Source organism: Nocardioides sp. T5 (assembly GCF_048161455.1).
Classification (GTDB): Bacteria; Actinomycetota; Actinomycetes; order Propionibacteriales; family Nocardioidaceae; genus Nocardioides.
Map to the genome: position 1 here is coordinate 295,393 of NZ_CP182415.1, position 24,342 is coordinate 319,734.

23 protein-coding genes and 2 pseudogenes are annotated in these 24,342 nt (G+C 72.9%); 11 read left to right on the top strand and 14 right to left on the bottom strand.

Going from position 1 to position 24,342, the window contains the following annotated elements; translation table 11 throughout:
* Positions 1-29: 29 nt before the first annotated feature.
* The 4 genes and pseudogenes from ACNKF0_RS01380 to ACNKF0_RS01395 form a co-directional block, all read right to left on the bottom strand.
* On the bottom strand, positions 30-2,447 hold the full coding sequence (locus ACNKF0_RS01380; RefSeq protein WP_416955159.1) for an ABC transporter permease: 2,418 nt from the start codon (positions 2,445-2,447) through the stop codon (positions 30-32).
* Positions 2,447-3,208, bottom strand: a complete 762-nt coding sequence (locus ACNKF0_RS01385; protein WP_416955160.1) for an ABC transporter ATP-binding protein — start codon at positions 3,206-3,208, stop codon at positions 2,447-2,449. Before ACNKF0_RS01385 ends, ACNKF0_RS01380 begins: the two co-directional genes overlap by 1 nt.
* 115 nt (positions 3,209-3,323) lie before the next feature.
* Positions 3,324-3,989, bottom strand: a complete 666-nt coding sequence (locus ACNKF0_RS01390; protein WP_416958383.1) for a response regulator — start codon at positions 3,987-3,989, stop codon at positions 3,324-3,326.
* A gap of 156 nt (positions 3,990-4,145) precedes the next feature.
* Positions 4,146-5,159, bottom strand: a pseudogene (locus tag ACNKF0_RS01395) (sensor histidine kinase); the annotation flags it as partial.
* 92 nt (positions 5,160-5,251) lie between these two features.
* On the opposite strand from ACNKF0_RS01395, the gene ACNKF0_RS01400 reads away from it, so the two are divergent.
* The 5 genes from ACNKF0_RS01400 to ACNKF0_RS01420 are packed head-to-tail and all read left to right on the top strand — an operon-like array spanning position 5,252 to position 8,116.
* Positions 5,252-5,407, top strand: a complete 156-nt coding sequence (locus ACNKF0_RS01400; protein WP_165357049.1) for a hypothetical protein — start codon at positions 5,252-5,254, stop codon at positions 5,405-5,407.
* A gap of 1 nt (position 5,408) precedes the next feature.
* Positions 5,409-5,864 (top strand): RidA family protein, encoded by a 456-nt coding sequence (locus ACNKF0_RS01405; protein WP_416955161.1) that lies wholly within the window; start codon positions 5,409-5,411, stop codon positions 5,862-5,864.
* Positions 5,865-6,725, top strand: a complete 861-nt coding sequence (locus tag ACNKF0_RS01410) for an NUDIX hydrolase (RefSeq protein WP_416955162.1) — start codon at positions 5,865-5,867, stop codon at positions 6,723-6,725.
* Positions 6,722-7,525 (top strand): MBL fold metallo-hydrolase, encoded by an 804-nt coding sequence (locus ACNKF0_RS01415; protein ID WP_416955163.1) that lies wholly within the window; start codon positions 6,722-6,724, stop codon positions 7,523-7,525. The genes ACNKF0_RS01410 and ACNKF0_RS01415 overlap by 4 nt, the downstream gene beginning before the upstream one ends.
* Before the next feature lie 39 nt (positions 7,526-7,564).
* Positions 7,565-8,116 (top strand): TIGR03086 family metal-binding protein, encoded by a 552-nt coding sequence (locus ACNKF0_RS01420; RefSeq protein ID WP_416955164.1) that lies wholly within the window; start codon positions 7,565-7,567, stop codon positions 8,114-8,116.
* A gap of 148 nt (positions 8,117-8,264) precedes the next feature.
* On the opposite strand, the gene ACNKF0_RS01425 is transcribed toward ACNKF0_RS01420, so the two are convergent.
* The 3 genes from ACNKF0_RS01425 to ACNKF0_RS01435 all read right to left on the bottom strand — a co-directional run bounded on the left by ACNKF0_RS01425 (position 8,265) and on the right by ACNKF0_RS01435 (position 10,768).
* A complete protein-coding gene (locus ACNKF0_RS01425) occupies positions 8,265-9,533 on the bottom strand; it encodes a hypothetical protein (protein WP_416955165.1) in 1,269 nt (422 codons plus the stop codon).
* Complete coding sequence (locus ACNKF0_RS01430) at positions 9,530-10,021, bottom strand: SigE family RNA polymerase sigma factor (RefSeq protein ID WP_416955166.1); 492 nt, start codon at positions 10,019-10,021, stop codon at positions 9,530-9,532. The genes ACNKF0_RS01425 and ACNKF0_RS01430 overlap by 4 nt, the downstream gene beginning before the upstream one ends.
* Positions 10,022-10,090: 69 nt before the next feature.
* Complete coding sequence (locus tag ACNKF0_RS01435) at positions 10,091-10,768, bottom strand: Crp/Fnr family transcriptional regulator (protein ID WP_378546742.1); 678 nt, start codon at positions 10,766-10,768, stop codon at positions 10,091-10,093.
* A 207-nt stretch (positions 10,769-10,975) separates the two neighbouring features.
* On the opposite strand from ACNKF0_RS01435, the gene nth reads away from it, so the two are divergent.
* Genes nth through ACNKF0_RS01455 form a run of 4 tightly spaced genes read left to right on the top strand, consistent with a single transcriptional unit; the run spans position 10,976 to position 14,238 of the window.
* Positions 10,976-11,677: an endonuclease III gene (gene nth / locus ACNKF0_RS01440; RefSeq protein WP_416958385.1), complete on the top strand. Its 702-nt coding sequence runs from the start codon at positions 10,976-10,978 to the stop codon at positions 11,675-11,677.
* Positions 11,674-12,297, top strand: a complete 624-nt coding sequence (locus ACNKF0_RS01445; RefSeq protein WP_416955167.1) for a TlpA family protein disulfide reductase — start codon at positions 11,674-11,676, stop codon at positions 12,295-12,297. The genes nth and ACNKF0_RS01445 overlap by 4 nt, the downstream gene beginning before the upstream one ends.
* Positions 12,298-12,316: 19 nt before the next feature.
* On the top strand, positions 12,317-13,063 hold the full coding sequence (locus ACNKF0_RS01450; protein ID WP_416955168.1) for an NUDIX hydrolase: 747 nt from the start codon (positions 12,317-12,319) through the stop codon (positions 13,061-13,063).
* The gene (locus tag ACNKF0_RS01455; RefSeq protein WP_416955169.1) at positions 13,063-14,238 is read left to right on the top strand and encodes a MarP family serine protease; all 1,176 of its coding nucleotides are present in this window, start codon (positions 13,063-13,065) and stop codon (positions 14,236-14,238) included. The genes ACNKF0_RS01450 and ACNKF0_RS01455 overlap by 1 nt, the downstream gene beginning before the upstream one ends.
* Positions 14,239-14,242: 4 nt before the next feature.
* Here ACNKF0_RS01455 and ACNKF0_RS01460 read toward each other — a convergent pair whose 3' ends face one another.
* Positions 14,243-14,647 (bottom strand): phage holin family protein, encoded by a 405-nt coding sequence (locus tag ACNKF0_RS01460; RefSeq protein WP_416955170.1) that lies wholly within the window; start codon positions 14,645-14,647, stop codon positions 14,243-14,245.
* 163 nt (positions 14,648-14,810) lie between these two features.
* On the opposite strand from ACNKF0_RS01460, the gene nhaA reads away from it, so the two are divergent.
* Positions 14,811-16,199, top strand: coding sequence for a Na+/H+ antiporter NhaA (nhaA, locus tag ACNKF0_RS01465; RefSeq protein WP_416955171.1), 1,389 nt, complete (start codon positions 14,811-14,813; stop codon positions 16,197-16,199).
* Positions 16,200-16,310: 111 nt separating this feature from the next.
* On the opposite strand, the gene acs is transcribed toward nhaA, so the two are convergent.
* From acs to ACNKF0_RS01485, 4 genes and pseudogenes are all read right to left on the bottom strand, one after another.
* A complete protein-coding gene (gene acs, locus ACNKF0_RS01470) occupies positions 16,311-18,263 on the bottom strand; it encodes an acetate--CoA ligase (RefSeq protein ID WP_416955172.1) in 1,953 nt (650 codons plus the stop codon).
* A 133-nt stretch (positions 18,264-18,396) separates the two neighbouring features.
* Positions 18,397-18,894, bottom strand: a complete 498-nt coding sequence (locus ACNKF0_RS01475) for a hypothetical protein (RefSeq protein WP_416958655.1) — start codon at positions 18,892-18,894, stop codon at positions 18,397-18,399.
* A 158-nt stretch (positions 18,895-19,052) separates the two neighbouring features.
* Positions 19,053-19,133: pseudogene (locus ACNKF0_RS01480) on the bottom strand (hypothetical protein); the annotation flags it as partial.
* Positions 19,130-19,678, bottom strand: a complete 549-nt coding sequence (locus ACNKF0_RS01485; RefSeq protein WP_416955173.1) for a sigma-70 family RNA polymerase sigma factor — start codon at positions 19,676-19,678, stop codon at positions 19,130-19,132. The pseudogene ACNKF0_RS01480 and the gene ACNKF0_RS01485, both read right to left, overlap by 4 nt.
* Before the next feature lie 272 nt (positions 19,679-19,950).
* Here ACNKF0_RS01485 and ACNKF0_RS01490 point away from each other — a divergent pair, with 272 nt between their 5' ends.
* A complete protein-coding gene (locus tag ACNKF0_RS01490) occupies positions 19,951-22,161 on the top strand; it encodes a hypothetical protein (RefSeq protein WP_416955174.1) in 2,211 nt (736 codons plus the stop codon).
* Positions 22,162-22,240: 79 nt separating this feature from the next.
* On the opposite strand, the gene ACNKF0_RS01495 is transcribed toward ACNKF0_RS01490, so the two are convergent.
* Positions 22,241-23,848: a cation acetate symporter gene (locus tag ACNKF0_RS01495; protein ID WP_416955175.1), complete on the bottom strand. Its 1,608-nt coding sequence runs from the start codon at positions 23,846-23,848 to the stop codon at positions 22,241-22,243.
* Complete coding sequence (locus ACNKF0_RS01500) at positions 23,848-24,189, bottom strand: DUF485 domain-containing protein (RefSeq protein WP_416955176.1); 342 nt, start codon at positions 24,187-24,189, stop codon at positions 23,848-23,850. Before ACNKF0_RS01500 ends, ACNKF0_RS01495 begins: the two co-directional genes overlap by 1 nt.
* Positions 24,190-24,342 lie beyond the last annotated feature (153 nt).

Consider the following 24,342-nt stretch of genomic DNA (forward strand, 5'->3'; position numbering starts at 1 on the left):
TATGACGTCCGGGTCGGAGATGCTCGCGATCAGTCGAGCGCCAGGCCGGCAGCGGGCGTCACGGCGGCGGCCCGACGGGCCGGTACGACGCACGCGGCCAGGCCGGCGAGCGCGGCCACCGCGGCCACCGCGACGACCTGCCACAGCGGCACGGTGAAGCCGGCGTCCTCGACGACGCCCGCCACCATCACCTGCACGCCGACCCAGGCGAACGCCAGGCCGAGGGCGGTGCCGAGGGCCGTCGCCACCGAGGACAGCAGCAGGCCCTCGGCCGCCATCGCCCGGCGCAGCTGCTCGCGGGTGAGTCCCATCGCCCGCAGCAGGGCGTTCTCCCGGCCGCGCTCGAGCACGGAGAGGCCGAGCGTGTTGGCGATGCCGACCAGGGCGATGACGATGGCGACCGCCATCAGCCCGACGACCGCGCCGGTCAGGATGTCGACCTGGAGGTAGACCCAGCTGCGGTTGGTGTAACCGCCGTCGAGCTCCGCGCCGGCCGCACCGGCCAGCGCGGCGAGGTCGCCGGAGACGTCCTCTGCATCCGCGCCCTCGGCGGCCCGGGCCCAGACCGCCATCGGCTGCGCGTCGGGGTCGAGCTCCGCCAGCGTGGCCGTCGACACCAGGCCCGCGCGGCCCCAGCCGTGGTCGGTCTCGACCCGGAGGGTGCGCTCGCGGCCGGCGACCACGACGGTCACCTCGCCGTCCTCCCACACCCGGTCGCCGATGCGCCGGGGCAGCTCCTCGACCACGGAGTAGGGCAGCAGCACCACGCCGTCGGCAGGCGCCAGGCCGGTGGAGCCCCGGAGGACGCCGGTGGTGTCGGCGCCGCTGCCCAGCAGCGGCACGTCCACCCCGGCGATACGTGCCACGGTGCCGTCGAGGCCGCGCGCTCCCTGCACGCCCGGAGTCGCCGCCACCCGGTCGACGAGGGACGCCTCGAGCGGCGCGTCGAGCACGGTCAGGGTGGCGTCGAGCGGGTAGGAGTCGTCCATGTCGCGGTCGATGGCCGTGCGTGAGGACGCCAGCCCCGTGAGGATCGCGGTGGTGAGGGTGACGCCGACGAGCAGCGACGCCGCGGTGGTCGCCGTACGCCGCGGGTTGCGCACGGCGTTGCCCGTCGCGAGCCGCCGCACCGGGCCGCCACCCGGGACCGCTCCGACCAGCCGGATCAGCCACGGCACGAGCACCGGGCCCACGAGGAGCACGCCGACGAAGGACGACATCCCGCCCGCGAGCATGGCCGGCACCGAGCTCGCCGCCACGGCCACGGCCAGCAGCAGGGTTCCGATCACGACGCACACCAGGGCGAGGCCCAGCCGCCAGCGGCCGGCGGCCGAGCGCACGTCGACGCCGGTGTCGGGCCGGAGCGCGGCCAGGGGCGCGACCCGGGTCGCCGCGCGGGTCGGCAGCCAGGCGGCACCGACGGTCACCAGCGTGCCGACCGCGAACGCCGCGAAGGTCCACACCGGATCGAGCGCGGCCGGTCCGATGTCGGTGAACCAGTGCGCCACCAGGGCCACCAACCCCCATCCGGCGAGCAGGCCGACGATCACGCCGAGGGCGGCGGCCGCGAGCCCCAGCGCCAAGGCCTCGAGCCGGATGGCTCGGCGCAGCTGCTGCCGGGTGACACCGACGCAGCGCAGCAGCGCGAAGTCCCGCATCCGCTGGGCGAAGAGGATCGCGAAGGTGTTGGTGATGACCAGCGCCCCGACGAAGACCGCGATCGCGACGAAGACGAGCGCCATGATCGCGATGACGTCCACGCCGCGCGAGATCTCCGCCTGCCGCGCGGCCACCCAGTCGCCCGATGCCTCGACGGTCGCCTCGGGCACCACCTCGCGCGCCAGGGCGGCCGACCCTCCCCAGGCGACGGCGTCGACCCAGAGGGTGTCCTCGAACCGCGCCAGGTCCGCCCACGGCACGTAGAGCGAGGCGCCCATCGCGACCGGGCTGTCGACCATCCCGACGACCTCCACGTCGACCGCGGCCTCGCCCCTGCCGACCCGCACGACGTCGCCGAGGGCGACGCCGCTGCTCTTGGCTCGATTGACGTCCGCCAGTGCCTCGCCGGCGGCGGCGGGGAACCGGCCGTCCTCCAGCTGCTGCCACTGCAGGCGCGGGTCGAGGGACACCTCGGCGACGTCCGCCGTGGAGTCCAGCTGCACGCCGTCGCGGCTGACCGCCTCCATCGCGTAGCCGAGGGTCAGGGCCGGGACGCCGCGGTCGCCGGCCGCCTCGACGAGCCGCGCCACCTCGCGGGTGTCGTACGTCGTCACGACGCGGTCGACGCCCTCGACCGGGGCGCCGACGTCGGCGGTCAGGCCGGAGCGCGTGGCGCCGGTGAGGACGCCGACGACGACGATGAAGGCCACGCCGATGACGACCGCCACCGACGCGGCGACGTACCTGCGGGTGTGGTGGCGCATCGACGCCACGAGCACGGTGCGCATCAGGCATCCCGCCCGCGGAGTGCGGCGACGAGCTCGTCCTGGCCGGGCTCGGTGAGGTGGGCCGTGACAGCGCCGTCGTGGATGACCACCACGTCGTCGGCGTACGCCGCTGCGGCGAGCTCGTGGGTCACCATGACGACCGTCATGCCGAGCTCGCGGACCGATCGACGCAGGTGGTCGAGCACCTCCGCGCTGGCCTCGCTGTCGAGGTTGCCGGTGGGCTCGTCGGCGAAGACGATGTCGGGCTGGGTGACCAGCGCGCGGGCGATGGCGACGCGCTGCTGCTGGCCGCCGGAGAGCTGGCTGGGCAGGTGGCCGACGCGGTCGGCGAGGCCGAGCACACCGACCACGTGGTCGTAGCGCTGCCGGTCGACCGCGCGTCCGGCGAGCTCGAGGGGGAGGAGGATGTTCTGCCCGGCGGTGAGCATCGGCAGCAGGTTGAAGGCCTGGAAGACGAAGCCGATGTGTTCGCGGCGGAAGATCGTCAACGCGGTGTCGTCGAGGCCGGCGAGGTCGCGCCCGGCGACGGTGACCGTGCCGGAGGTGGCGGCGTCGAGGCCCGCCAGGCAGTGCATCAGGGTGGACTTGCCGGAGCCACTGGGACCCATGATCGCGGTGAACCGCCCGGCCGGGAGGTCGAGGTCCACGCCGCGCAGGGCGTGCACGACGTTGTCGCCGGCGCCGTAGGTGCGGGTCAGGCCGCGTGCGTGGGCGGCCGCCCGGGTGCTGGCCGGTGTGGTGGTGTCGAGTGTCGTCGTCATGGGGACAACGCTCGTCGAGCGCGGCCTCCGGGTCGTCGGCCCGCGGCACGGACCTGCCGTCCGTCGGCGGGCCCACCTCGCGTGGTCGGCGTACGACTCCGGTAGGACCTCGGGGTCAGGCCGTGACGAGGCCCGTCTCGTAGCCGAGGACGACGAGCTGGACGCGGTCGCGGGAGCCGGTCTTGGCCAGCACCCGGCCGACGTGGGTCTTCACGGTCGTCTCGGCGACGACGAGGTGCGCGGCGATCTCGGTGTTGGTGAGGCCGCGGGCGATGAGGGTGAGCACCTCGGTCTCGCGCTCGGTGAGCGGCGCGAGCCGGTCGTCGTACGCCGTCGGCCGGGCCGGGTCGGGCAGCGCGGCGAAGTGGTCGAGCAGACGACGCGTCGTGCTGGGCGCGACGACCGCGTCGCCGGCCATCACCGCCCGGATCGCGCCGAGCAGGTCGGGCGGGGCGGCGTCCTTGAGGAGGAAAGCCGAGGCGCCCGCGCGGATCGCGGCGAAGGCGTACTCGTCGAGGTCGAAGGTGGTCAGCACGATCACCCGCGGCGGCGCGTCCCTCTCGAGCAACCGCCGGGTCGCCTCCACCCCGTCGACGCGGGGCATGCGGACGTCCATCAGCACCACGTCGGCGGCCGTCACCGCGAGCCGGTCCAAGGCCTCGCCGCCGTCACCGGCGTCGCCGACGACCTCCATGTCGTCCTGGCTGTCGACGAGCATCCGGAAACCGGCGCGCACCATCTGCTGGTCGTCGACGAGGAAGACGCGGATCGGCGTCGGCACGGCCTGGTCGCTCACAGCGGCAGCCTCGCAGACACCGCGAACCCGCCGCCGGGCGCCGGGCCGGCCTCCAGCACCCCGCCGTGCACGGCCGCGCGCTCGCGCATGCCGACGCCCGAGGCCGCGGCCGTCCGCGGGTGCCGCGGCGCCGCGACCGTCGTCGCGCACGTCGACGGCGACGCCGCGGTCCACGGCGACACGCACGTCGACCCGCGCATCCGGCCCGGCGTGCTTGCGCACGTTGGTCAGGGCCTCCTGCACGATCCGGTACGCCGCCAGCGCGACGCCGTCGGGCACCTCGGGCGGGTGCGCGGGGAGGTCGGCCGCGACCCGCATGCCGGCGGCGCGGGCCTCGTCGACGAGGTGGCGTACGTCGTCCAGCCCGGGCTGCGGGGCCACGCCGGTGTCGCCCTCGCGGAGCAGGCCCAGCAGCCGCCGCATCTCGGTGAGGGCCTCGCGGCCGGCGGCGGAGATCGTCTCGAGGGTGCCGACCGCGACGTCCGGGTCCTTGGCGGCGGCGTACCTGGCGCCGTCGGCCTGGACGACGATCACCGACAACCCGTGGGCGACGACGTCGTGCATCTCGCGGGCGATCCGCGACCGCTCGTCGCGAGCCGCCAGCTCCACCTCGCGCTCGGCCATCCGCTCGGCCTGCTCGGCACGCGCGACCAGCGAGGCGACGTACCTCTCCCGCTCCTGCGCCGCGAAGCCGAGCGCCCACGCGGCGGTGACGATGGCGCCGATCGTGACGGTGTAGGGCGCGAGGTTGCCCGGGGTGAGGTCGGCGGCCCCGAAGCCGACCAGCCAGCGGACTGCGGCGACCAACGCACCGGCGTACCCCACGAGCAGCGCCGTGACGCCCTGCCAGCGCGGCGACCAGCGGGCGACGGAGTAGACCGCGATCGGGAACGCGAGCTGGCCGACCGTCGGCTCCGCGACGACCACCGCCTGCGCCGCCGATGCCGCCGCGACGACGAGGAAGACCGGCCACGCGTGGCGGCGACGCCACAGCAGCGGCAGCACCTCGACGACGGTGAAGACCGCGTGGGGGAGCTGGCCCGAGAGGGCGTGGCCCGCTGCGAGGAGCAGGAGGAACGCGACCACCAGCCGGTCGAGCCACCGCTGGCCGAACGGACCGAGACGCCACGGGTACGGGTCCCGGTGATCGCGCATGGTGCAGAGGCTAGACGTCGCAGCGGCGTCGGGCGTCCGACCACGGGAGGACGCCGCGCCGCGTCGGATGGGGCCCGAGTAGGGTGCGATCCATGACCCAGTGGGAATACCAGGTGGCGCCGATTCCGCTCCACAACGAGGCCCTGATGCTCAACAACTTCGGCCAGGACGGCTGGGAGCTGGTGGCCATCCACACCAACGCGCAGGGCGGCCTCGTCGCCTTCCTCAAGAAGCCGAAGGCGGCCTGACGTGGGGGCCGAGGCCAGGCTCGCCGAGCTCGGCATCACCGTCCCCGAGGTCGTCCCGCCGGTCGCGGCCTACCAGCCGACGGCCCGCACCGGCAACCTCGTCTTCACCGCCGGCCAGCTGCCCGCCCGCGACGGCGAGATGCTCGCCGTCGGCAAGCTCGGCGGCGAGGTCGACGCCGAGCAGGGCTACGCGTGCGCGCGCCAGTGCGCCCTCAACGCGCTCGCCGCGGTCAAGGCCGAGATCGGCTCCCTCGACGACGTGAAGCGGGTGGTCAAGGTCGTCGTCTTCGTCGCCTCGACGCCCGACTTCACCGGTCAGCCCCAGGTCGCCAACGGCGCGTCCGAGCTGCTCGGCGAGGTCTTCGGCGACGCCGGCAAGCACGCCCGCTCCGCCGTCGGCGTCTCCGTGCTCCCGCTCGACGTGCCGGTCGAGGTCGAGATCGTCGTCGAGGTCTGAGTGGAGCGGCTCCCGCTCCCCGACGCCCTCGTCGCCCAGGCGCGGTCGTACGCCTCGGGCGAGGCCGCACCCGCCGAGCCGCGCGACGCGGCGACGGTCGTGCTGCTGCGACCCGGCCCGGCGGGGCCTGACGTCTACCTCCTGCGGCGCCAGACGTCGATGGCCTTCGCGGGCGGGATGTGCGTCTTCCCCGGCGGCGGGGTGGACCCGCGCGACTTCGACGACGAGCTCGAGGAGCGTGGCCTGTGGGCCGGGCCCTCGCCCGCCGAGTGGGCGACGCGGCTCGGCTGCGACGAGCCGAAGGCGCGGGCGCTGGTCTGCGCCGCCGTGCGCGAGACCTTCGAGGAGTCCGGCGTGCTGCTCGCCGGGACCGGTGCCGACTCCGTCGTGGCCGACACGACGGGCGACGACTGGGAGGCCGACCGGGTCGCCCTCGAGTCGCGCGAGGTGTCGCTGACGGAGTTCCTCGAGAAGCGCTCGCTGGTGCTGCGCACCGACCTGCTCGGCGCCTGGTCGGGCTGGCTGACGCCGGTCTTCGAGCCGCGGCGCTACCGCACTTGGTTCTTCGTCGCCCGGTTGCCCGAGGGCCAGGTGACCCGCGACGTGTCGAGCGAGTCGTCGTCGGTGATGTGGGCCGGCGCTCTCGACGCGGTCGCGCAGGTCGAACAGGAGCAGATCCTGATGCTGCCCCCGACCTGGCTGACCTGCCTCGAGGTGGGTCAGTACGCCGACCCCTCCTCCGTCCTCGCGGCGGCGGGCGGGCGGGCGGTCGACATGTTCATGCCCGAGGTGGTCTCCGACGGTGACGAGTTCATCCTGTCCACGCCGCCGCACTACACCGCACTGATGGCGGCTCGATGACCGCACCCACAGCCGGCCAGGGCTGGTCGGGCGGCGCCTTCGGCGACACCGGCACCTGCGTGCTCGCCCCCAACGCCGACGTGATGACCCTCGACGGCACCAACACGTGGGTGCTGCGCGACCCCGACTCCTCCCGGTCGGTCGTCATCGACCCGGGGCCGTCGATCGAGGCGCACCTCGACGCGATCGACGCGGCCGCCGGCGACGTCTCCGTGGTGCTGCTGACCCACCACCACGCCGACCACAGCGAGGCGGCGCGCGAGTACGCCGAGCGGCACGGGTGCGGCGTACGCGCCCTGGACCCGGCGTACCGGCTCGGCTCCGAGGGCCTCGGCGAGGGCGACGTGGTCGCGGTGGGTGGGCTGGAGGTGCACGTCGTGGCGACGCCCGGTCACACGTCGGACTCGCTGTCGTTCGTGGTGCCGCAGGACCGGGCCGTGCTGACCGGCGACACCGTGCTGGGCCGCGGCACGACCGTCGTCGCGCACCCGGACGGCCAGCTCGGGGCCTACCTCTCCTCGTTGCAGCGGCTCCACGCCCTCTGCGGCGAGCAGGGCATCACCAGCGTCTGGCCCGGTCACGGCCCGGTCATCGACGACGCGCTCGGCGCCCTCGACTTCTACCTCGCCCACCGTGAGCAGCGGCTCGAGCAGGTGCGCGCCGCACTGGCCACCCTGCCGGACCTCGACGACCCCGCCCGTGCCGTCGTCGAGATCGTCTACGCCGACGTCGACCCGGTGCTGTGGGGCGCGGCGGAGCTGTCGGTACGCGCGCAGCTCGCCCATCTCCAGGGCCAATGACCCTTGCGTCCGCTCCGCGCGAGGAGTGAGGTGGGTGGCATGGAGACCACCTCGATGACCAGTCCGCACCGGCCCGTCGTCGTCCTGTCCCGTGCCCTGGACCAGGCCGGTGACGTCCTCGCGTCCGTCCACCACGACGACCTGGACAAGCCGACGCCGTGCGACGGATGGACCGTGCGCGAGCTCGCCGACCACCTGGCTGCCGCTCCCGAGCACTTCCTGCGGCTCGGCCGCGGGGAGGAGGTCGACTGGAGCGCCGGCACTGGCGTGGAGCCGGCCCAGCTGGCCGCGCACTTCCGCTCGCACGCCGACGACCTGCTGCACCACTGGCACGGCCAGCCCGACGACCGGGTCGCCCAGGCCGACTGGCAGAGCGCCGAGCTCGGGGTGCACACCTGGGACCTCGTACGCGCCCTCGGCCGGCCGCTGCCGCTGGACGACGAGGTCGCCGAGCGGGGGCTTGCCTTCATGCAGCAGGGGCTGACCGACGACAACCGCGGCCCGGTCTTCGGCGCCCCGGTCGAGGTGCCCGACGACGCGTCGGCGTACGACCGGCTGGTCGCGTTCGCCGGGCGCGACCCCCGCGCCTGACTCGCGGGTCGTACGGGCCCGCGGCCGCCGGTAGTCCAGTGGCGAGTGGCTGCCCGCTTGCGGTAGTCCAGTGGGAAGTGGTCGTGCGTGAGGCCGATCTCCGACCGGTGTCCACTGGACCACCCCCCGGGCTGGCCGCGCTGCTACGTCAGCCGAGCAAGCGGCGCCAGAGCCACCGCAGTGCGAGCAGGACGGCGATGGCCGCCGCGACCCCGAGCCCGATGAACAGCGACAGCTCGATGCCGAACGGTGCCGGGGGCTCGTCGGCCGTGTCGAAGTCGTGGGTGAGCTCCTGCGACGACGTGCCGTCCAGGTCGGGCACGAGGTCGACGGCCAGGCTGACCCGCCCGGCGATGCTGGCGTCGATCGAGCCGACGGATCGGCGCCACGTGCTGGTCGGTCCGACCTGCGGCGTCGTGACCACGAGCTCGGCGTCCTCGTCCGCGGCCGACCACACCTGCAGGAGCTGGTGCCGGTCGTCGAGCCACCCGAGGGGGACGACGGCGCCGGAGTCGAAGGTGCCGTCCGGGAACGGGTGGGTGAGGACGGCGCCGTCCGAGAGCCGCAGCGTGGAGGACGCGGCGGACGGCGCCGAGCGCAGGGCGACGAAGCGGGCGTCGGGGGAGAAGAGGCCGGGGCTCACGCCGGTCGTCCGGGTGATGAGCTCCGGCTGGTCCACGGTGATCCGGTGGAGCCCGCCCTTCGCACCGAGGACGACGTCCGCGGCGTCGCCGATGGCGAGCGAGGAGACGTTGCCCTCGACGAACGTGCTCAGGCCCAGGTCCGCCCCGGGCACCGGCAGCCGACCGACGTGGGCGCCACCGTCGGCGTCGCCCAACCAGCCCAGCCACTGCGAGTCGGGCGACCAGGTGAGCTCGCGGAGGGCGAGGTCATCGGGGTGCACCTCGTCGCTCCGCTGCCGACCGGTCGTCAGCTCGAGCACGCCGATGGTGGCACCACCGTCACCGGTCTGCTGCCACGCGAGCTTCAGCCCGTCCGGCGAGAGGGCCAACGCCTGGCCGTCCTCGTCCCAGCCCGGGAGGTCGAGCAGGTGCGCCACACCGTCGGCCGCCGTGACCACCACCGGGACCCGCTGCGAGGTCGAGATGAACGCCGCCGCCCCGCGCCCCACCGCGAGGTCGATGGTGGGCTCGAGATCAGCCGGGATGTCGTCGATCCGGCTCGGGATCGCACCGCCCTCGACCACCTCGCTCGTCGCCGTACGCGCCTCCCGGTCCGGCTGCAGGACGAGCGCCCCCGCGCCGGCGACCACCGCGACGACCGCGACCGCGGCCGCGCCGGCGGCGACCCGCGTACGACGTCGGGCACGGCGCCCGCGGTCCCAGGCGTACGGGTCGGGCGAGAAGGTCTGGGTGCGGGCGAGGGCGTCGAGCTCCTCGCGCAGGTCGGTGGTCATGCGTCTGCTCCCACCAGGTCGGCGAGCTCGGGGGCCAGGACGCGCAACCGCTGCAGGGCCTGGCGCGACATGGACTTGACCGCGCCGCTGGAGATGCCCAGCGCAGCGGCCGTCTGGACCTCGGTGAGGTCCTCGAAGTAGCGCAGCACCAGCACGGTGCGCTGGCGCGGGGTGAGCCGCCGCAGGGCCTGCTCGAGGGTCAGCCGCAGCGTCGGGTCGGCCGCGGGAACCGGGGCGTCGTACGACTCCAGCGGGGTCTCGGCGAGCTTGCGGCGCCGCCACCAGGAGATGTTCTGGTGGTACATCGCACGGCGTACGTAGGCCTCGGGCGAGGTGTGGATGCGCTCCCAGTGCTTCGCTGCCTGCACGAGCGCCGCCTGCACCAGGTCCTCGGCGAGGTGGTGGTCGCCGGTGAGCAGGTAGGCGGTGCGCGCGAGCGCCGGTCCGCGCGCCTGCACGAACCCGTCGAACGCCGATCGATCAGTCACCGGGCACCCCCTTCACGACGTACGACGCAAGGATGCGCCGCGGCGGGGGTCAGCCGGGACGAAGAAGTTTCAGCGGGCCCGGCGGGAGAGGCGCTCGAGGTCCATGATCACCACGGAGCGGGGCTCCAGGCGCAACCAGCCGCGCGAGGCGAAGTCGGCGAGCGCCTTGTTGACCGTCTCGCGGGAGGCGCCGACCAGCTGGGCGAGCTCCTCCTGGGTGAGGTCGTGGTGGACGTGGACGCCGTCGTCGGCGGTGCGGCCGAAGCGGTCGGCGAGGTCGAGCAGCGCCTTGGCGACTCGGCCGGGCACGTCGGAGAAGACGAGGTCGGCAACGACGTCGTTGGACTTGCGCAGCCGCGAGGCGAGCTGGGAGAGCAGGCCGCGCGCGACCTGCGGGCGGCCGTCGAGCCAGCGCAGCAGGTCGTCGTGGGAGAGCGAGCCGAAGGCGGCGTCGGTGACGGCGGTGACCGTCGCGGAGCGCGGGCCCGGGTCGAAGAGGGAGAGCTCGCCGAACATCTGGCCGGGGCCCATGATGGCGAGGAGGTTCTCGCGGCCGTCGGAGGAGGAGCGGCCGAGCTTCACCTTGCCCTCGGTGACGATGTAGAGCTTGTCGCCCGAGTCGCCCTCGTGGAAGAGGACGTCGCCGCGACGCAGCTTGGTCTCGGCCATCGAACCGCCCAGTGCCGTCGCTGCTTCGTCGTCGAGCGAGCTGAACAGCGGTGCCTGACGGAGCACGTCGTTGTCCACGTCATTCCTCCCAGTGGGGTGCGTCCCGACGGGTGCTGCTCGGGATCCGGGACGATCCTAGCCGTGGTGTGACTCACAACCGCGACTCGGCGTGGGCGAGGCGGCGTTTGCGTCGGCTTCGATGCTGTCGGAGCCGGACCGTACGCTGGGCGCGTGCCCGCCCCCGCCCGCAAGGTGACCCAGAAGGCCACCAAGGCCGTCCCGGCCGTGATCCCCAAGCCCGACACGTCGCTCGTGCGGCGGGCGCGCAAGGTCGACCGGATCCTCGGCGAGACCTATCCCGACGCCCGCGCCGAGCTCGACTTCACCAACGCGTTCGAGTGCCTCGTCGTCACGGTGGTCTCCGCGCAGACGACCGACCGCCGGGTCAACGCCGCCAGCCCCGCGCTCTTCGCGGCCTACCCGACGCCGGAGGCGATGGCGGCCGCCCCGCGCGAGCACCTCGAGCAGCTGCTGGGCCCGCTCGGGTTCTTCCGCGCCAAGACCGACTCCGTGCTCAAGCTCAGCCAGGCGCTCGTGGAGCGCTTCGACGGCCAGGTGCCCGACCGCCTCGACGACCTGGTGACGCTGCCCGGTGTCGGCCGCAAGACCGCCAACGTCGTGCTGGGCAACGCGTTCGACAAGCCCGGCATCACCGTCGACACCCACTTCGGCCGGCTCGCCCGTCGCCTCGGCTGGACCGAGGAGACCGACCCGGTCAAGGTCGAGCACGCCGTCGGCGCGCTCTTCCCCAAGCGCGACTGGACGATGCTCTCGCACCACCTCATCTGGCACGGACGCCGCCGCTGCCACGCCAAGAAGCCCGCGTGCGGCGCCTGCCCGGTCGCCCGCCTGTGCCCGTCGTTCGGCGCCGGCCCGACCGACCCCGTCGAGGCGGAGAAGCTGGTCACGACCCAGGGCCCTGCATGAGGAAGCTGTTCCTGGCGTTGGCGCTCGCCGCATGCGTCGCCGTGGGCGCCCTCGCGTGGTCGTCGATGAGCGGCAGCAGCATCGACGTACGCCCTCCCGACGTCGACGTCGACACCCCCGCCCTGCGGGAGGTCAAGGCGCGCATCGGCATGGAGGACTGCCGGCCCGGCAGCGGGGAGGCGGTCGAGGGCGGCCTGCCCGAGGTGACGCTGCCGTGCCTGGGCGGCGGGCCCGACGTCGACCTGTCCTCGCTCCGGGGACCCGTCGTGATCAACCTCTGGCAGGCGCAGTGCGAGCCGTGCCGGCAGGAGATGCCGGCGCTGGAGGAGTTCCACCAGCAGTACGGCGACCGGGTGCCCGTGCTGGGCATCGACTTCAACGACGTGCACCCCGACGGCGCCCTGGCGTTGGCCGAGGAGACCGGGGCGACCTATCCCTCGATCGCCGACCCGGGCGGCGAGCTGATGGTCGAGGACGCCTTCGCGGTCGCCCGCCGCGGGCTGCCCGCGTTCGTGTTCGTCGACGAGGACGGTGTCGTCGTCGCGCAGGACTCCGGCGGCGTGGACTCGGTGGCGGAGATCAAGGCCAAGGTCGCCGAGCACCTCGGGATCACGCTGTGATCGATCAGGAGAGCGGTCTGTGAACGACCGGCTGCCGGGCTGGCTGGCGCCGGTCGTGGAGGCCGCCTCCTCCATCACCGTCCACGAGCTCACCCGTTTCATGCCGCCCGAGGACAGCGACCCGCGGCGCGGTGCGGTGCTGATGGTCTTCGCCGACCGCGATGCCGACCCGGCGACCCCCGACGACCTCGCCCACCGCGGAGAGCTCCTGCTGACCGAGCGCAACCACCACATGCGCTCCCACCCCGGTCAGGTGTCCTTCCCCGGGGGCTCGCTCGACGAGGGGGAGACCCCGGAGCAGGCGGCGCTGCGCGAGGCGTACGAGGAGATCGGGCTCGAGCCGGCGGAGATCGAGGTCTTCGGCGAGCTGCCCGAGCTGTGGCTCCCGCCGAGCAACTTCGCGGTGACGCCGATCCTCGGCTACTGGCGCGACCGCGGCGAGGTGCGGATCGCCAGCCCCGACGAGGTCCACGAGATCCACCACGTCGCGATCGCCGAGCTGCTCGACCCCGAGCACCGGATCAACGTCCGCCACCCCAGCGGCTGGACCGGCCCGGGCTTCCTGATCGGCCCCGACAAGGACGTCATCCTGTGGGGTTTCACCGCCGGCATCATCGCCCGGCTGTTCAGCTACCTCGGCTGGGCCGAGGACTGGGACCGGGCGCGGGTGCGTGACCTGCCCGACCACATGCTGCAGGGTGTCCCCCGGGGCACCGACCTCGCCCCCAACACGCCGCAGAACACCAGGCTCGAGGAGCAGCAGTGATGAACGTCCTCGACTGGTGCCTCGTCGCACTCGTGGGGATCTATGCCCTCTCGGGCTACTGGCAGGGCTTCATCACCGGCGCCAGCGCCACCGCCGGCCTGCTGCTCGGGGGCCTCGCCGGCATCTGGGCCGCGCCGCTCGCGCTGGGCGACGCCGCTCCCTCCCTGTGGGTGTCGCTGGGTGCGCTGTTCATCGTGATCATCTCCGCCTCGCTCGGCCAGGCGCTCTTCCAGTACGTCGGCGCGCGGCTGCGCGACCGGATCACCTGGCAGCCGATCCGGGCCGTCGACGCGATCGGCGGATCGGCGCTCAGCGCCGTGGCCGTGCTGCTCGTCGCGTGGGCGCTCGGTGTGGCCGTGTCCGGCACCCGCATCGGCGCCTTCACGCCGCTGGTGCGCGACTCGACGATCCTGGCCAAGGTCGACCAGACGCTGCCGACCGACTCCGACAAGGTGCTGCAGGCGTTCAACAACGTCGTCGGCACGACGTTCTTCCCGCGCTACCTCGAGCCGTTCGCGCCTGAGCGGATCGTCGCGGTCCGCCCCGGCGACCCCAGGATGCTCACCGACCCCGACGTGATGGCGACCGAGGGCAGCGTGGTCAAGGTCCGCGGCACCAACGGCTGCGGCGGCGGTGTCGAGGGCACGGGCTTCTTCTACGCCCCGGGCCGGCTGATGACCAACGCCCACGTCGTCGCCGGGGTGACCCGTCCCGAGGTGGAGGTCGGCGGCTCCTCGGTCACCGCGTCGGTCGTGCTCTACGACCCCGCCCTCGACATCGCCGTGCTGTCGCTGCCCGACACCGGGTCCCTCCCGCTCGTCTTCGACACCGAGGTCGAGCCGCGCGACCCGGTCGCGGTCCTGGGCTATCCGGAGGACGGCCCCTACGACGTGGTGTCCGGCCGCGTCCGCTCCGAGCAGCGGCTGCGCTCGCCCGACATCTACGGCGAGGGCACCGTGATCCGCCAGGTCTTCTCGCTGCGGGCACTCATCAGGCCGGGCAACTCCGGCGGCCCGATCGTGACGTCGGCCGGTGACGTGGCGGGCATGGTGTTCGCCGCCTCGGTCAGCGACCCCGACACCGGCTACGCCCTGACGGCGGAGCAGGTGGCCGGGTCAGCAGCCGCCGGCGTCGCCGCGACTGCCCCGGTCGACACCGGCACCTGCGTGCGGTGACGGGTCAGGGACGTCCCTTGAGCGCCTGGGGGATCTGCCGGCCCTGCTCGATCGCGCGCTCGGGGGCCTTGACCTTCTTCACCTGGCGGAGGCCGATGTAGGCCAGCAGGGCGGCGATGAGGACGTAAACGAAGAAGACGACGGTGAAGGCCCAGTGCAGGTCGAGGCCGTCGCCGTTCCAGTGGAGGAAGTAGGCGAACGCCACCGACAGCATGATGATCGCCAGCAGGCCGAGGAAGGCCGCGCCGGCGAAGAGGCCGACGCCGACCCCGCCGTGCTTGACGCTGACCTTGATCTCGCTCTTCGCGAGCTGGATCTCCTTGGAGATGAGCGAGGAGATGTCGCGCTGCGCGTCCATGACGAGCTTGCCGAGCGTCGGATCGTCGTCCTTGATCGGTGCGTTGGTCATGTTGCGAGGTCCTTCGTTGTACGCCGGGGGCTGGGTGCAGCGACCTTACCAACGGGCCTGTCTACACTGAGGTCTCAGGTGAGCCGGGAAGTCTGGTCGGCCCGTGGAGAGTCTCTCCGCGGTGATCACGCTTCGACCACCCCCGGAAGGACCATCCCTCCTCATGGCCACGCCCCGCGAACGCTTCCGCCTCGACGACCTGTGGCGGGCCGGCCCCGTCTACAGCGCCAGTGACAAGCCGCTGGCCCGCCTGGTGGCGCGTCCGGTGCGCGAGTTCCTCCGCGTCGAGGCCGCCGGCTCGATCCTGCTGCTGATCGCCGCGGCCACCGCCCTGCTCTGGGCCAACAGCCCGTGGGCGTCGTCGTACGACGCGCTCTGGCACGCCCACCTCACCCTCGACGTCGGTCCGCTGCACCTCGACGAGTCGCTGCAGCACTGGGTCAACGACGCGCTGATGGTGATCTTCTTCTTCGTCGTCGGTCTGGAGATCAAGTACGAGCTGGTCAACGGCGACCTCCGCGACCCGCGGACCGCGGCCCTGCCGATCGTCGCAGCGGTCGGCGGGATGGTCGTCCCGGCCGGCATCTATCTCGCCCTCAACCCGCCCGGCAGCGCCGGCAGCGACGGCTGGGGCATCCCGATGGCGACCGACATCGCCTTCGCCGTCGGTGTGCTGGGCATCCTCGGGCGCCGGATCCCGTCAGCGGCCCGGCTGTTCCTGCTGACCCTCGCGATCGTCGACGACATCGGCGCGATCCTCGTGATCGCGGTCTTCTACACCAGCGACCTGTCCCTGTCCTGGCTGGCGATCGCGCTCGGCCTCCTCGCGGCCATGGTGGCGGCGCGGCTGCTGCGGGTCTGGTCGACCGTCGTCTACGCGCTCCTCGGCATCGGCGTGTGGTTCGCCCTGCTCGAGTCGGGCGTGCACGCGACGCTCGCCGGCGTCGCGATCGGCCTCCTCGCGCCCGCCAAGCCGCTGCTCAAGGAGGAGGTGGCCCGCGACTACGCCGGGAAGGCGCTGCGCGACCACCACCTCAACCCCGACGAGCTCGCGCGACTGCGCTTCCTGCTCAAGGAGTCGGTGTCGGTGGTCGAGCGGCTCATCAGCACGCTGCACCCGGTGTCGGCCTACGTCGTGCTCCCCGTCTTCGCGCTCGCCAACGCCGGCGTCGAGCTGGGCGCGATCGGCGAGGTCTTCACCGAGCCGGTCGGCCTGGGCATCGTGCTCGGCCTGGTCCTCGGCAAGCCCGTCGGCATCCTCGTGACCTCCTACCTCGCCGTACGCCTCGGCATCGCGAAGCTGCCCGAGGACACCTCGTGGCCGATGGTCGTCGGCCTCGGCGCGGTCGCCGGCATCGGCTTCACCGTCTCGATCTTCATCGCCGGGCTGTCCTTCCCGGGCTCCGACCTGCTGACCGAGGAGGCGAAGATCGCGATCCTGCTGGCCTCGGTGATCGCTGCCGTGCTCGGCGTCGTGCTCCTGCTGGCCTCGACCCGCCACCGGACGTCCGCGCACGACGAGCCGGAGCGTCATACGGATGCCCACGCATAGGTGCCGCTTCGTATGACGTAGCGGCCGTCGGCCGAGCAGGCGACCCCGGACGTCATACGGACCCGCACCGATGGGTGCGGGTCCGTATGACGCTGGGGTGGGAGGCGGATCTCAGTCCTCGGAGGCGGCCGACCCCTCCTTGCCCTTGATCAGGTCCATGACCGTCGAGTCGGCGAGGGTGGTCACGTCGCCGACCTCGCGGTGCTCGGCCACGTCCTTGAGCAGGCGGCGCATGATCTTGCCGGAGCGGGTCTTGGGGAGCTCGGGCACGACCATGATCTGGCGCGGCTTCGCGATCGCGCCGATCTCCTTGGCCACGTGCTTGCGCAGCTCCTCGACGATGTCCTCGCCGCCGTCGCCGGCGGAGTCGCGCAGGATGACGAAGGCGCACACGGCCTGACCGGTGGTGTCGTCGGCGGCACCGACCACGGCCGCCTCGGCGACCTTGGGGTGCGACACGAGCGCGGACTCGATCTCCGTCGTCGAGAGGCGGTGGCCCGACACGTTCATCACGTCGTCGACCCGGCCGAGCAGCCAGATGTCGCCGTCGTCGTCGAGCTTGGCGCCGTCGCCGGCGAAGTAGAGGCCCGGCCAGCGCGACCAGTAGGTGTCCTTGAACCGCTGGTCGTCACCCCAGAGCGTACGGAGCATGGCGGGCCACGGCTCCTTGAGCACGAGGTAGCCGCCGTTGCCGTTGCCGACCGGCTTCGCGTCGTCGTCGACCACGTCGGCGGCGATGCCGGGCAGCGCCTTCATCGCCGAGCCCGGCTTGCCGGCGGTGACGCCGGGCAGGGGACTGATCAGGATCTGGCCGGTCTCGGTCTGCCACCAGGTGTCGACGACCGGGCAGCGGTCACCGCCGATGACCTCGCGGTACCACATGTAGGCCTCGGGGTTGATCGGCTCACCGACCGACCCGAGGAGCCGCAGCGACGACAGGTCGTAGCCGTCGGGGATCTCGCGGCCCTGCTTCATGAAGGTGCGGATCGCGGTGGGGGCGGTGTAGAAGATCGAGACCTTGTAGTCCTGGATGATCTGCCACCAGCGGCCCTTCTCGGGCGTGCCCTCGTACATCACCTGCGTCGCGCCGTTGGCCAGCGGTCCGTAGGCCATGTAGGAGTGGCCGGTCACCCAGCCGACGTCGGCGGTGCACCAGTAGACGTCGTCGTCCTTGAGGTCGAAGACCGACCAGTGGGTGTACGACGTCCCGGTGAGGTAGCCGCCGGTGGTGTGCAGGATGCCCTTGGGCTTGCCGGTGGTGCCGGAGGTGTACATGACGTAGAGCGGGTGCTCGGAGTCGTGCATCTCCGGCTCGTGGTCGGCCGAGGCACCGTCGACGGCGTCGTGCCACCACACGTCGCGACCCTCGTGCCACTCGACGTCCTGGCCCGTGCGGCGTACGACGAGCACGTTGCGGACCAGGTCGCCGGTCTTCCCGACCGCCTCGTCGACCGCCGGCTTGAGCGCGGACGCGGCGCCGCGGCGGTAACCACCGTCGGAGGTGATGACGACGTGGGCCTCGCAGTCGGTGATGCGCGAGGCGAGGGCGTCGGCGGAGAACCCGCCGAACACGACGGTGTGCGGGGCGCCGAGCCGGGCGCAGGCGAGCATGGCGACGACGACCTCGGGGATCATCGGCATGTAGATCGCGACGCGGTCGCCCTTCTTCACGCCGAGCTCGGTCAGCGCGTTCGCGGCCCGGGAGACGTCGTCCTTGAGGTGGGCGTAGGTGATGTCGCGGGTGTCGTCGTCGGGCTCGCCGACCCAGTGGATCGCCACCTTGTCGCCGTTGCCGGCGGCGACGTGGCGGTCCACGCAGTTGACGGAGGCGTTGAGGGTGCCGCCGACGAACCACTTGGCGAACGGCGGGTTGGTCCAGTCGAGGACCTGGTCCCACTTCTGGCCCCAGTCGAGCCGCTCGGCGGCCTCGGCCCAGAAGGCCTCCCGGTCGGCGTCGGCGCGGGCGTAGGCCTCCTCCGTGACGTTGGCGTCGGCGGCCAGGTCGGCCGGGGGGTCGAAGCGCCGGTCCTCGTTGGAGAGGTTGGCCAAGGTCTCGCTGCTCATGTGCGGTCGCTCCCATCGCGGATGTGACTGTGGTCACCGACGCTAGCGGGCGCACGTGTGCCGCGGACAGGTCGAGACCGTCAGCGAGCGACGGACGGTCCGTCGGGCGCGACGGACGGACGGCGTGGGCGGCTCAGAGGTCCGAGGACAGCACGGTCTCGCCACCGTCGTCGGTGATCACCACCTGGGTGACGTCCTCGCGCAGCGCGGCCGACTGGAGGAAGCACGTCATCGGCGAGTCGCCGACGCCGATGAACTCGCCCGCGGGCACCAGCTCGCCGTCGTCGGTGCGGAAGGCCGCCCGGAAGGTCTCGCCCTCGGCGAAGCCGGCGGCGACGATCCGGAGCTCGACCCCCCACGTGTGGGCCACCAGGTCGGCGCTGTCCACCGAGACCGACCGCTGGGGGGACGGGGCCATCGAGATCGCCTCGGTGGGCACGGTCGGCGGCTCGGGGGCCGTCGCCCGGCCGACGACGCCACCCACGACGCCGCCCACCCCCAGGGCCACCACGACCGTCGCGGCGACGGTGGCCAACCGGACCCGCCCGCGTCGCGCGCGCAGGTCGGCCGCCTCCCGGCGCCGGCCGGCCGACCTCGTCGTCGCGTGCCGATCGCGCCTCGGAGACGGCACGGCGTACGTCGTCGCCGAGGGTGGGCGGCAGGGGAGCGGGGTCGGCGAACGCCGCGGCGTCCACCGAGCCGAGCGCGCGGGCGACCGGGAGCAGACCGTCCAGGCTCGAGCCGGCACGCGGCGCAGCCGTCGAGGTGGGCGCGCACCCGGTCGGCCTCGGGGCCGGCCAGGTGGCCGAGGGCGTAGGAGCCCAGCAGCTCGCGCAGCTCGCGGTGAGCGGCGTCGTCGAAGGTGCTCACAGGCTCACTCCCATCTCATCCATGGCGGCCCTGAGGGCGCGCATCGCGTAGAAGACCCGGCTGCGGAGCGTGCCGACCGGGATCGAGAGCTCGGCCGCCACCTCGTCGTAGGGGCGGCCCAGCAGGTGGGTCTGCACGAGGGCCTCGCGGTGGTGCGGGGCGAGGCGGCGCAGACCCTCCTCCACCAGCCACCCGTCGAGGACGGCGTCGGCGTGGTCGCTGACCGAGCCGGCGGCCGCCTCGACCGTCGGTGGGTCGGCGAGGGCGCCCTGCCAGGGACGGGCCCGCCTGGCCCGGACGTGGTCGATCATCGTGTTGCGGGCGATGCCGAAGAGCCACACCCGCAGCGACGCCACCTCCGGGTCGAAGCGGTCGGCGTGCCGCCACGCCTTGACGAAGGTCTCCTGGGTGACGTCCTGCGCGGACGCCGGATCGTCCAGGCCACGCAGGACGAAGCGGTAGACCTCGGCACCGTGGAGCCGGTAGGCCGCCATCACCCCGTCCTCGTCGTCGAGCGACGGTACGGCGCCGTCGGGGTCGCTCACGCCACGCAGTCTGCCGGTCACAGTGGTGTGTACGGCGCAGGACGCGGCGGCGTTCACCGTCCGGTCCGAACCCCCGGACCCAGCCTCGATCACGCACCGGATCGCGATCGGGGTGAACGCGGTCGCGCCGGGCGCCGTACCCACCAGTGCCGCCACCGCCACCACCTGGCGTGGCGGCGACCAGGGGGGCGGAACCGCCCGCCGGACGACGACCAGAAGGGCAGACAGCGATGTCAGCACTGAGGACAACCGGACGACGAGCGGCCACAGGGGTGGTTGCGTCGGCGTTCGCACTCGCCGCCTTCGCGGTGGCACCCGCCGCGGCCGAGCCCGCCGCAGCTCCCGCCTCGGGCGCCACCGCGGCCGCGGCAACGACGGTGAGCGCCGCGAGCACCGCGCCGACGAACAAGCAGGGCAAGGCCTCCCGCACGTGGAAGGTCCGCACCGAGAAGCAGCTGCGCACGGCCGTGCGCAAGGCCAACAGGACGAAGGCCAAGGACCGCATCGTCCTGGTGCGGACCATCCGCTTCGCCACGGGCCGCAGCGCCCGCGGCGGTGCCGGACGCGGCGACCTCGACGTCCGCGCCGACCTCGTCGTCCTCGGGCGGGGCCGGACCATCAACGCGAAGAAGGTCGACCGGGTCTTCGACGTACGGTCTGGCACCCGGCTGGTCATCAAGCGCGCCAAGCTGCGCAACGGTGCGCCCGCGGAGACCGAGAGCGGCGGACTGATCCGCAGCCGCGGGACCGTCGAGGTGCGCAAGTCCCACCTGCTGAGCTCGACGGTGACCGGCGCCGGCGCCTCCGGCGGCGCGGTGATGAACGAGGGCGGCACGCTGCGCCTCGTCGACACGCGGGTCCGCGGCAACGAGGCCGAGCGGGCCGGCGGCGGCATCGAGGCCGCCGGCGGGAGCACGTTCCTCGTCCGCACCCGGCTGACCGGCAACGCCACCGGCGCCGTGCCGGGCAACGGCGGCGGGCTCCACCTCACCGGGACCGGTGACGTGCTCGTGCGTGACGGCCTGGTGTCCGGCAACACCGCGAGCGCCGAGGGCGGCGGGTTGTGGAACTCCGCGACCGGCACCTTCGTGGTCGAGCGCACGACCGTCCGGCGCAACTCCGCGGCCGGAGCGGCTGCCGACCAGGGCGGTGGCGGCCTCTTCAACGACGGCGGTTCGCTGACCGTGCGCGGCAGCGAGATCCACGACAACACCGCCACCGGTGCCGCCGGCTCGGGTGGCGGCGTGCTCAACAACCTCGGCACCCTCGTGGTCGCCACCACGGAGGTGCGCGGCAACACGGCTCCGCGAGCCGGCGGTGGCATCGAGGCCAACCTCGGGTCCACGACGCTGGTCGGCTCGACGCTGCGCGCCAACAGCACCGGCGCGGCGCCGGGCAACGGCGGCGGCTTGCACCTGACGGGTGCCGGCAAGGTCCTCGTCGACACCACGCAGGTGCTCGGCAACACCGCCGTCGAGGGCGGTGGCCTCTGGAACGCCGCCACCGGGCAGCTGTCCGTGACCGGCTCGACGATCTCGGGCAACACCGCGACCGGCGCCGCGGCCGACCAGGGCGGCGGGGGCATCTACTCCGACGGCACCACCTCGGTCAGCGGCTCGACGATCGCGAGCAACACCGCGACCGGCGCTGCCGGCTCGGGCGGTGGGGTGCTCAACAACCAGGGCACGCTGACCCTCACCGGCACCACCGTGCAGGGCAACGCCGCCAAGCGTGCCGGCGGCGGCATCGAGGCCAACCTCGGCACCACGACGGTGGCGCGCTCCGTGCTGCAGAGCAACGACGCCGGCACCGCGCCCGGCAACGGCGGCGGCCTGCACCTGACCGGCACCGGCTCGGTCGAGGTCACCCAGACCAAGGTGTACGACAACGCCGCCGTCGAGGGCGGCGGCCTGTGGAACTCCGCCACCGGCACGATGGCCGTGCGTGACACGCACCTGCGGGGCAACACCGCCAGCGGGGCTGCGGCCGACCAGGGCGGCGGCGCGATCTACAACGACGGTGGCGACGTCGACGTCATGGGCGCCACGTTCGAGGCCAACAAGGCGACCGGCGCGGCCGGCTCCGGCGGAGGCGTGCTGTCGCTCAACGGCGACCTCACCGTCGGCTGGACGAACTTCGACGGCAACGCCGCCCCGCGTGCCGGCGGTGCGGTCGAGGTCAACGGCGGCTCCGCCGACCTGAGCAACGTCAACGCCCGCGGCAACGCCACCGGCGCGGCCCCCGGCAACGGCGGCGCGCTGCACATCACCGGCGCCGGGACAGTCACCTGGACCGACGGCTCGATCACCGGCAACGACGCCAGCAACGAGGGCGGCGGGCTGTGGAACTCCTCCGCGGGTGTCCTCACCGCCACCGGCATCGTCTTCGACGCCAACACGGCGCCCGAGGGTCCCGACGCCTACAACGACGGGGGCACGATGAGCGTGAACGGCGTCCCGGTCCTGCCGGGCACCGGCACCTGATCCACCGCACCACGCGACGACGCCCCGGAGGCCTGGCCTCCGGGGCGTCGTACGTCTGCGTGGTGCAGCGGTCGTGGCCTCAGTGCTTGACGGCCTGCTCGGCGCCGGCGCCGGTCAGGGCGCGGACCTCGAGCTCGGTGAAGCGGTCCTCGGCAGCGGGCTCCTTCGACGTGATCGTGCCGAGGTAGCCGAGCAGGAACCCGATCGGGATGGAGATGATGCCGGGGTTGTTGAGCGGGAAGATCGCCCAGTCCGAGTCGGGGAAGAGCGACGTCGGCAGGCTCGACATCACCGGCGAGAAGAACACCAGCCCGACGGCGGCGATGAGGCCGCCGTAGATGCTCCAGGTGGCGCCGCGGGTGTTGAAGCGCCGCCAGAACATGTTGAAGATGATCGCCGGCAGGTTGGCCGACGCGGCGACGGCGAAGGCCAGGGCCACGAGGAACGCGATGTTGAGGCGCTGCGCCGGGATCGACAGGGCGATGGCGATCGCACCGATGACGAACGCGGCGATGCGGGCGACCCGGACCTCGTCGTGCTCCGAGACCGGCTCGTCCTTCTTGATGACGCCCTTGTAGAGGTCGTGCGCCACCGAGGACGAGCTGGCCAGGGTGAGGCCCGCGACCACCGCGAGGATGGTCGCGAAGGCGACCGCGGAGATGAGCGCGAGCAGGATCGCGCCGCCCGTCGAGCCCTCGCCGCCACCGACGGCCTCGGCGAGGAGCGGGGAGGCGAGGTTCTGGTTGCCGCCCTCGAGCGGGTCGACCTGGTCACGGTCGAGCAGGGCCGCGGCGCCGAAGCCGAGGACCAGCGTCATGAGGTAGAACGCGCCGATGAGGCCGATGGCCCACAGCACCGACTTCCGGGCGTCCTGCGCGGTCGGCACGGTGTAGAAGCGGATCAGGATGTGCGGCAGGCCGGCGGTGCCGAGCACGAGGGCCAGGCCGAGGGACAGGAAGTCGATCTGCGACGTCAGCGAGGCGCCGTACTGCAGACCGGGCTGCAGGAACGCCTCGCCCTTGCCGGAGTTGTCGGCCGCCGCGCCGAGGAGGTCGGAGAGGTTGAAGTTGAACTCCGCGAGCACCAGCACCACGATCAGCGCGGAACCGATCATCAGCATCACGGCCTTGACGATCTGGACGTAGGTCGTGCCCTTCATGCCGCCGACGACGACGTAGAAGATCATCAGGACGCCGACGCCGATGATGGTGATGTTCTTGACCGCCTGGCTGTCGACGCCGAGCAGCAGCGCGACGAGCGAGCCCGCGCCGACCATCTGCGCCAGCAGGTAGAAGATCGACACGACGACGGTCGAGACCGACGCCGCCGTGCGCACCGGGCGCTGCGACATCCGGAAGGCGAGCTGGTCGGCCATCGTGTAGCGGCCGGCGTTGCGGAGCATCTCGGCGACGAGCAGCAGGGCGACGAGCCATGCCACGAGGAAGCCGATGGAGTAGAGGAAGCCGTCGTAGCCGTAGACCGCGATGGCGCCGGAGATGCCGAGGAACGACGCCGCCGACATGTAGTCGCCGCCGATGGCGAGACCGTTCTGGAAGCCGGAGAACGACCGCCCGCCGGAGTAGAAGTCGGCGGCCGTCTTGGTCTGGCGGCTCGCCCAGAAGGTGATGCCGATCGTCAGGGCGACGACCGACAGGAACAGGAACGTGGTGAGGACCTGGGTGTCCATCAGGCGTCGCCTCCCTTGTTGTACTCCGCGTCGAGCTGGCGGGCCAACGGGTCGAGCTTGGCGGAGGAGAAGCGGGCGTACATCCAGGCGAGGCCGAACGTCGTCACGAACTGGAGCAGGCCGAAGACCAGCGCCACGTTGATGTTGCCCCAGAGCTTGATCGACATGAAGTCGCCGGCCCAGGTCGACATGACGACGTACAGCAGGTACCAGGCCAGGAAGGCGACGGTCGCCGGGAACACGAAGCCGCGGTAGCGGCGCCGCAGCTCGGCGAACTCGGGTGTCGCGTGCAGCCGGTCGTAGATGGGGTCGTGGCGCGCGGCCTGTTCTTGGTCAGTCACGGATCGGTCCTTACGAGCGTGGGGCCACCGGGTGTGACCGCCGTCACCGTGACACCGCTCGCGCGCCGCGCGGGAGGGGTGCGCGTCGCACTGTCGGTCGATGGGCGTCGCCGGTCGCTCAGCGGTCGGCGACGTACGACGAGCGGTCGGGGC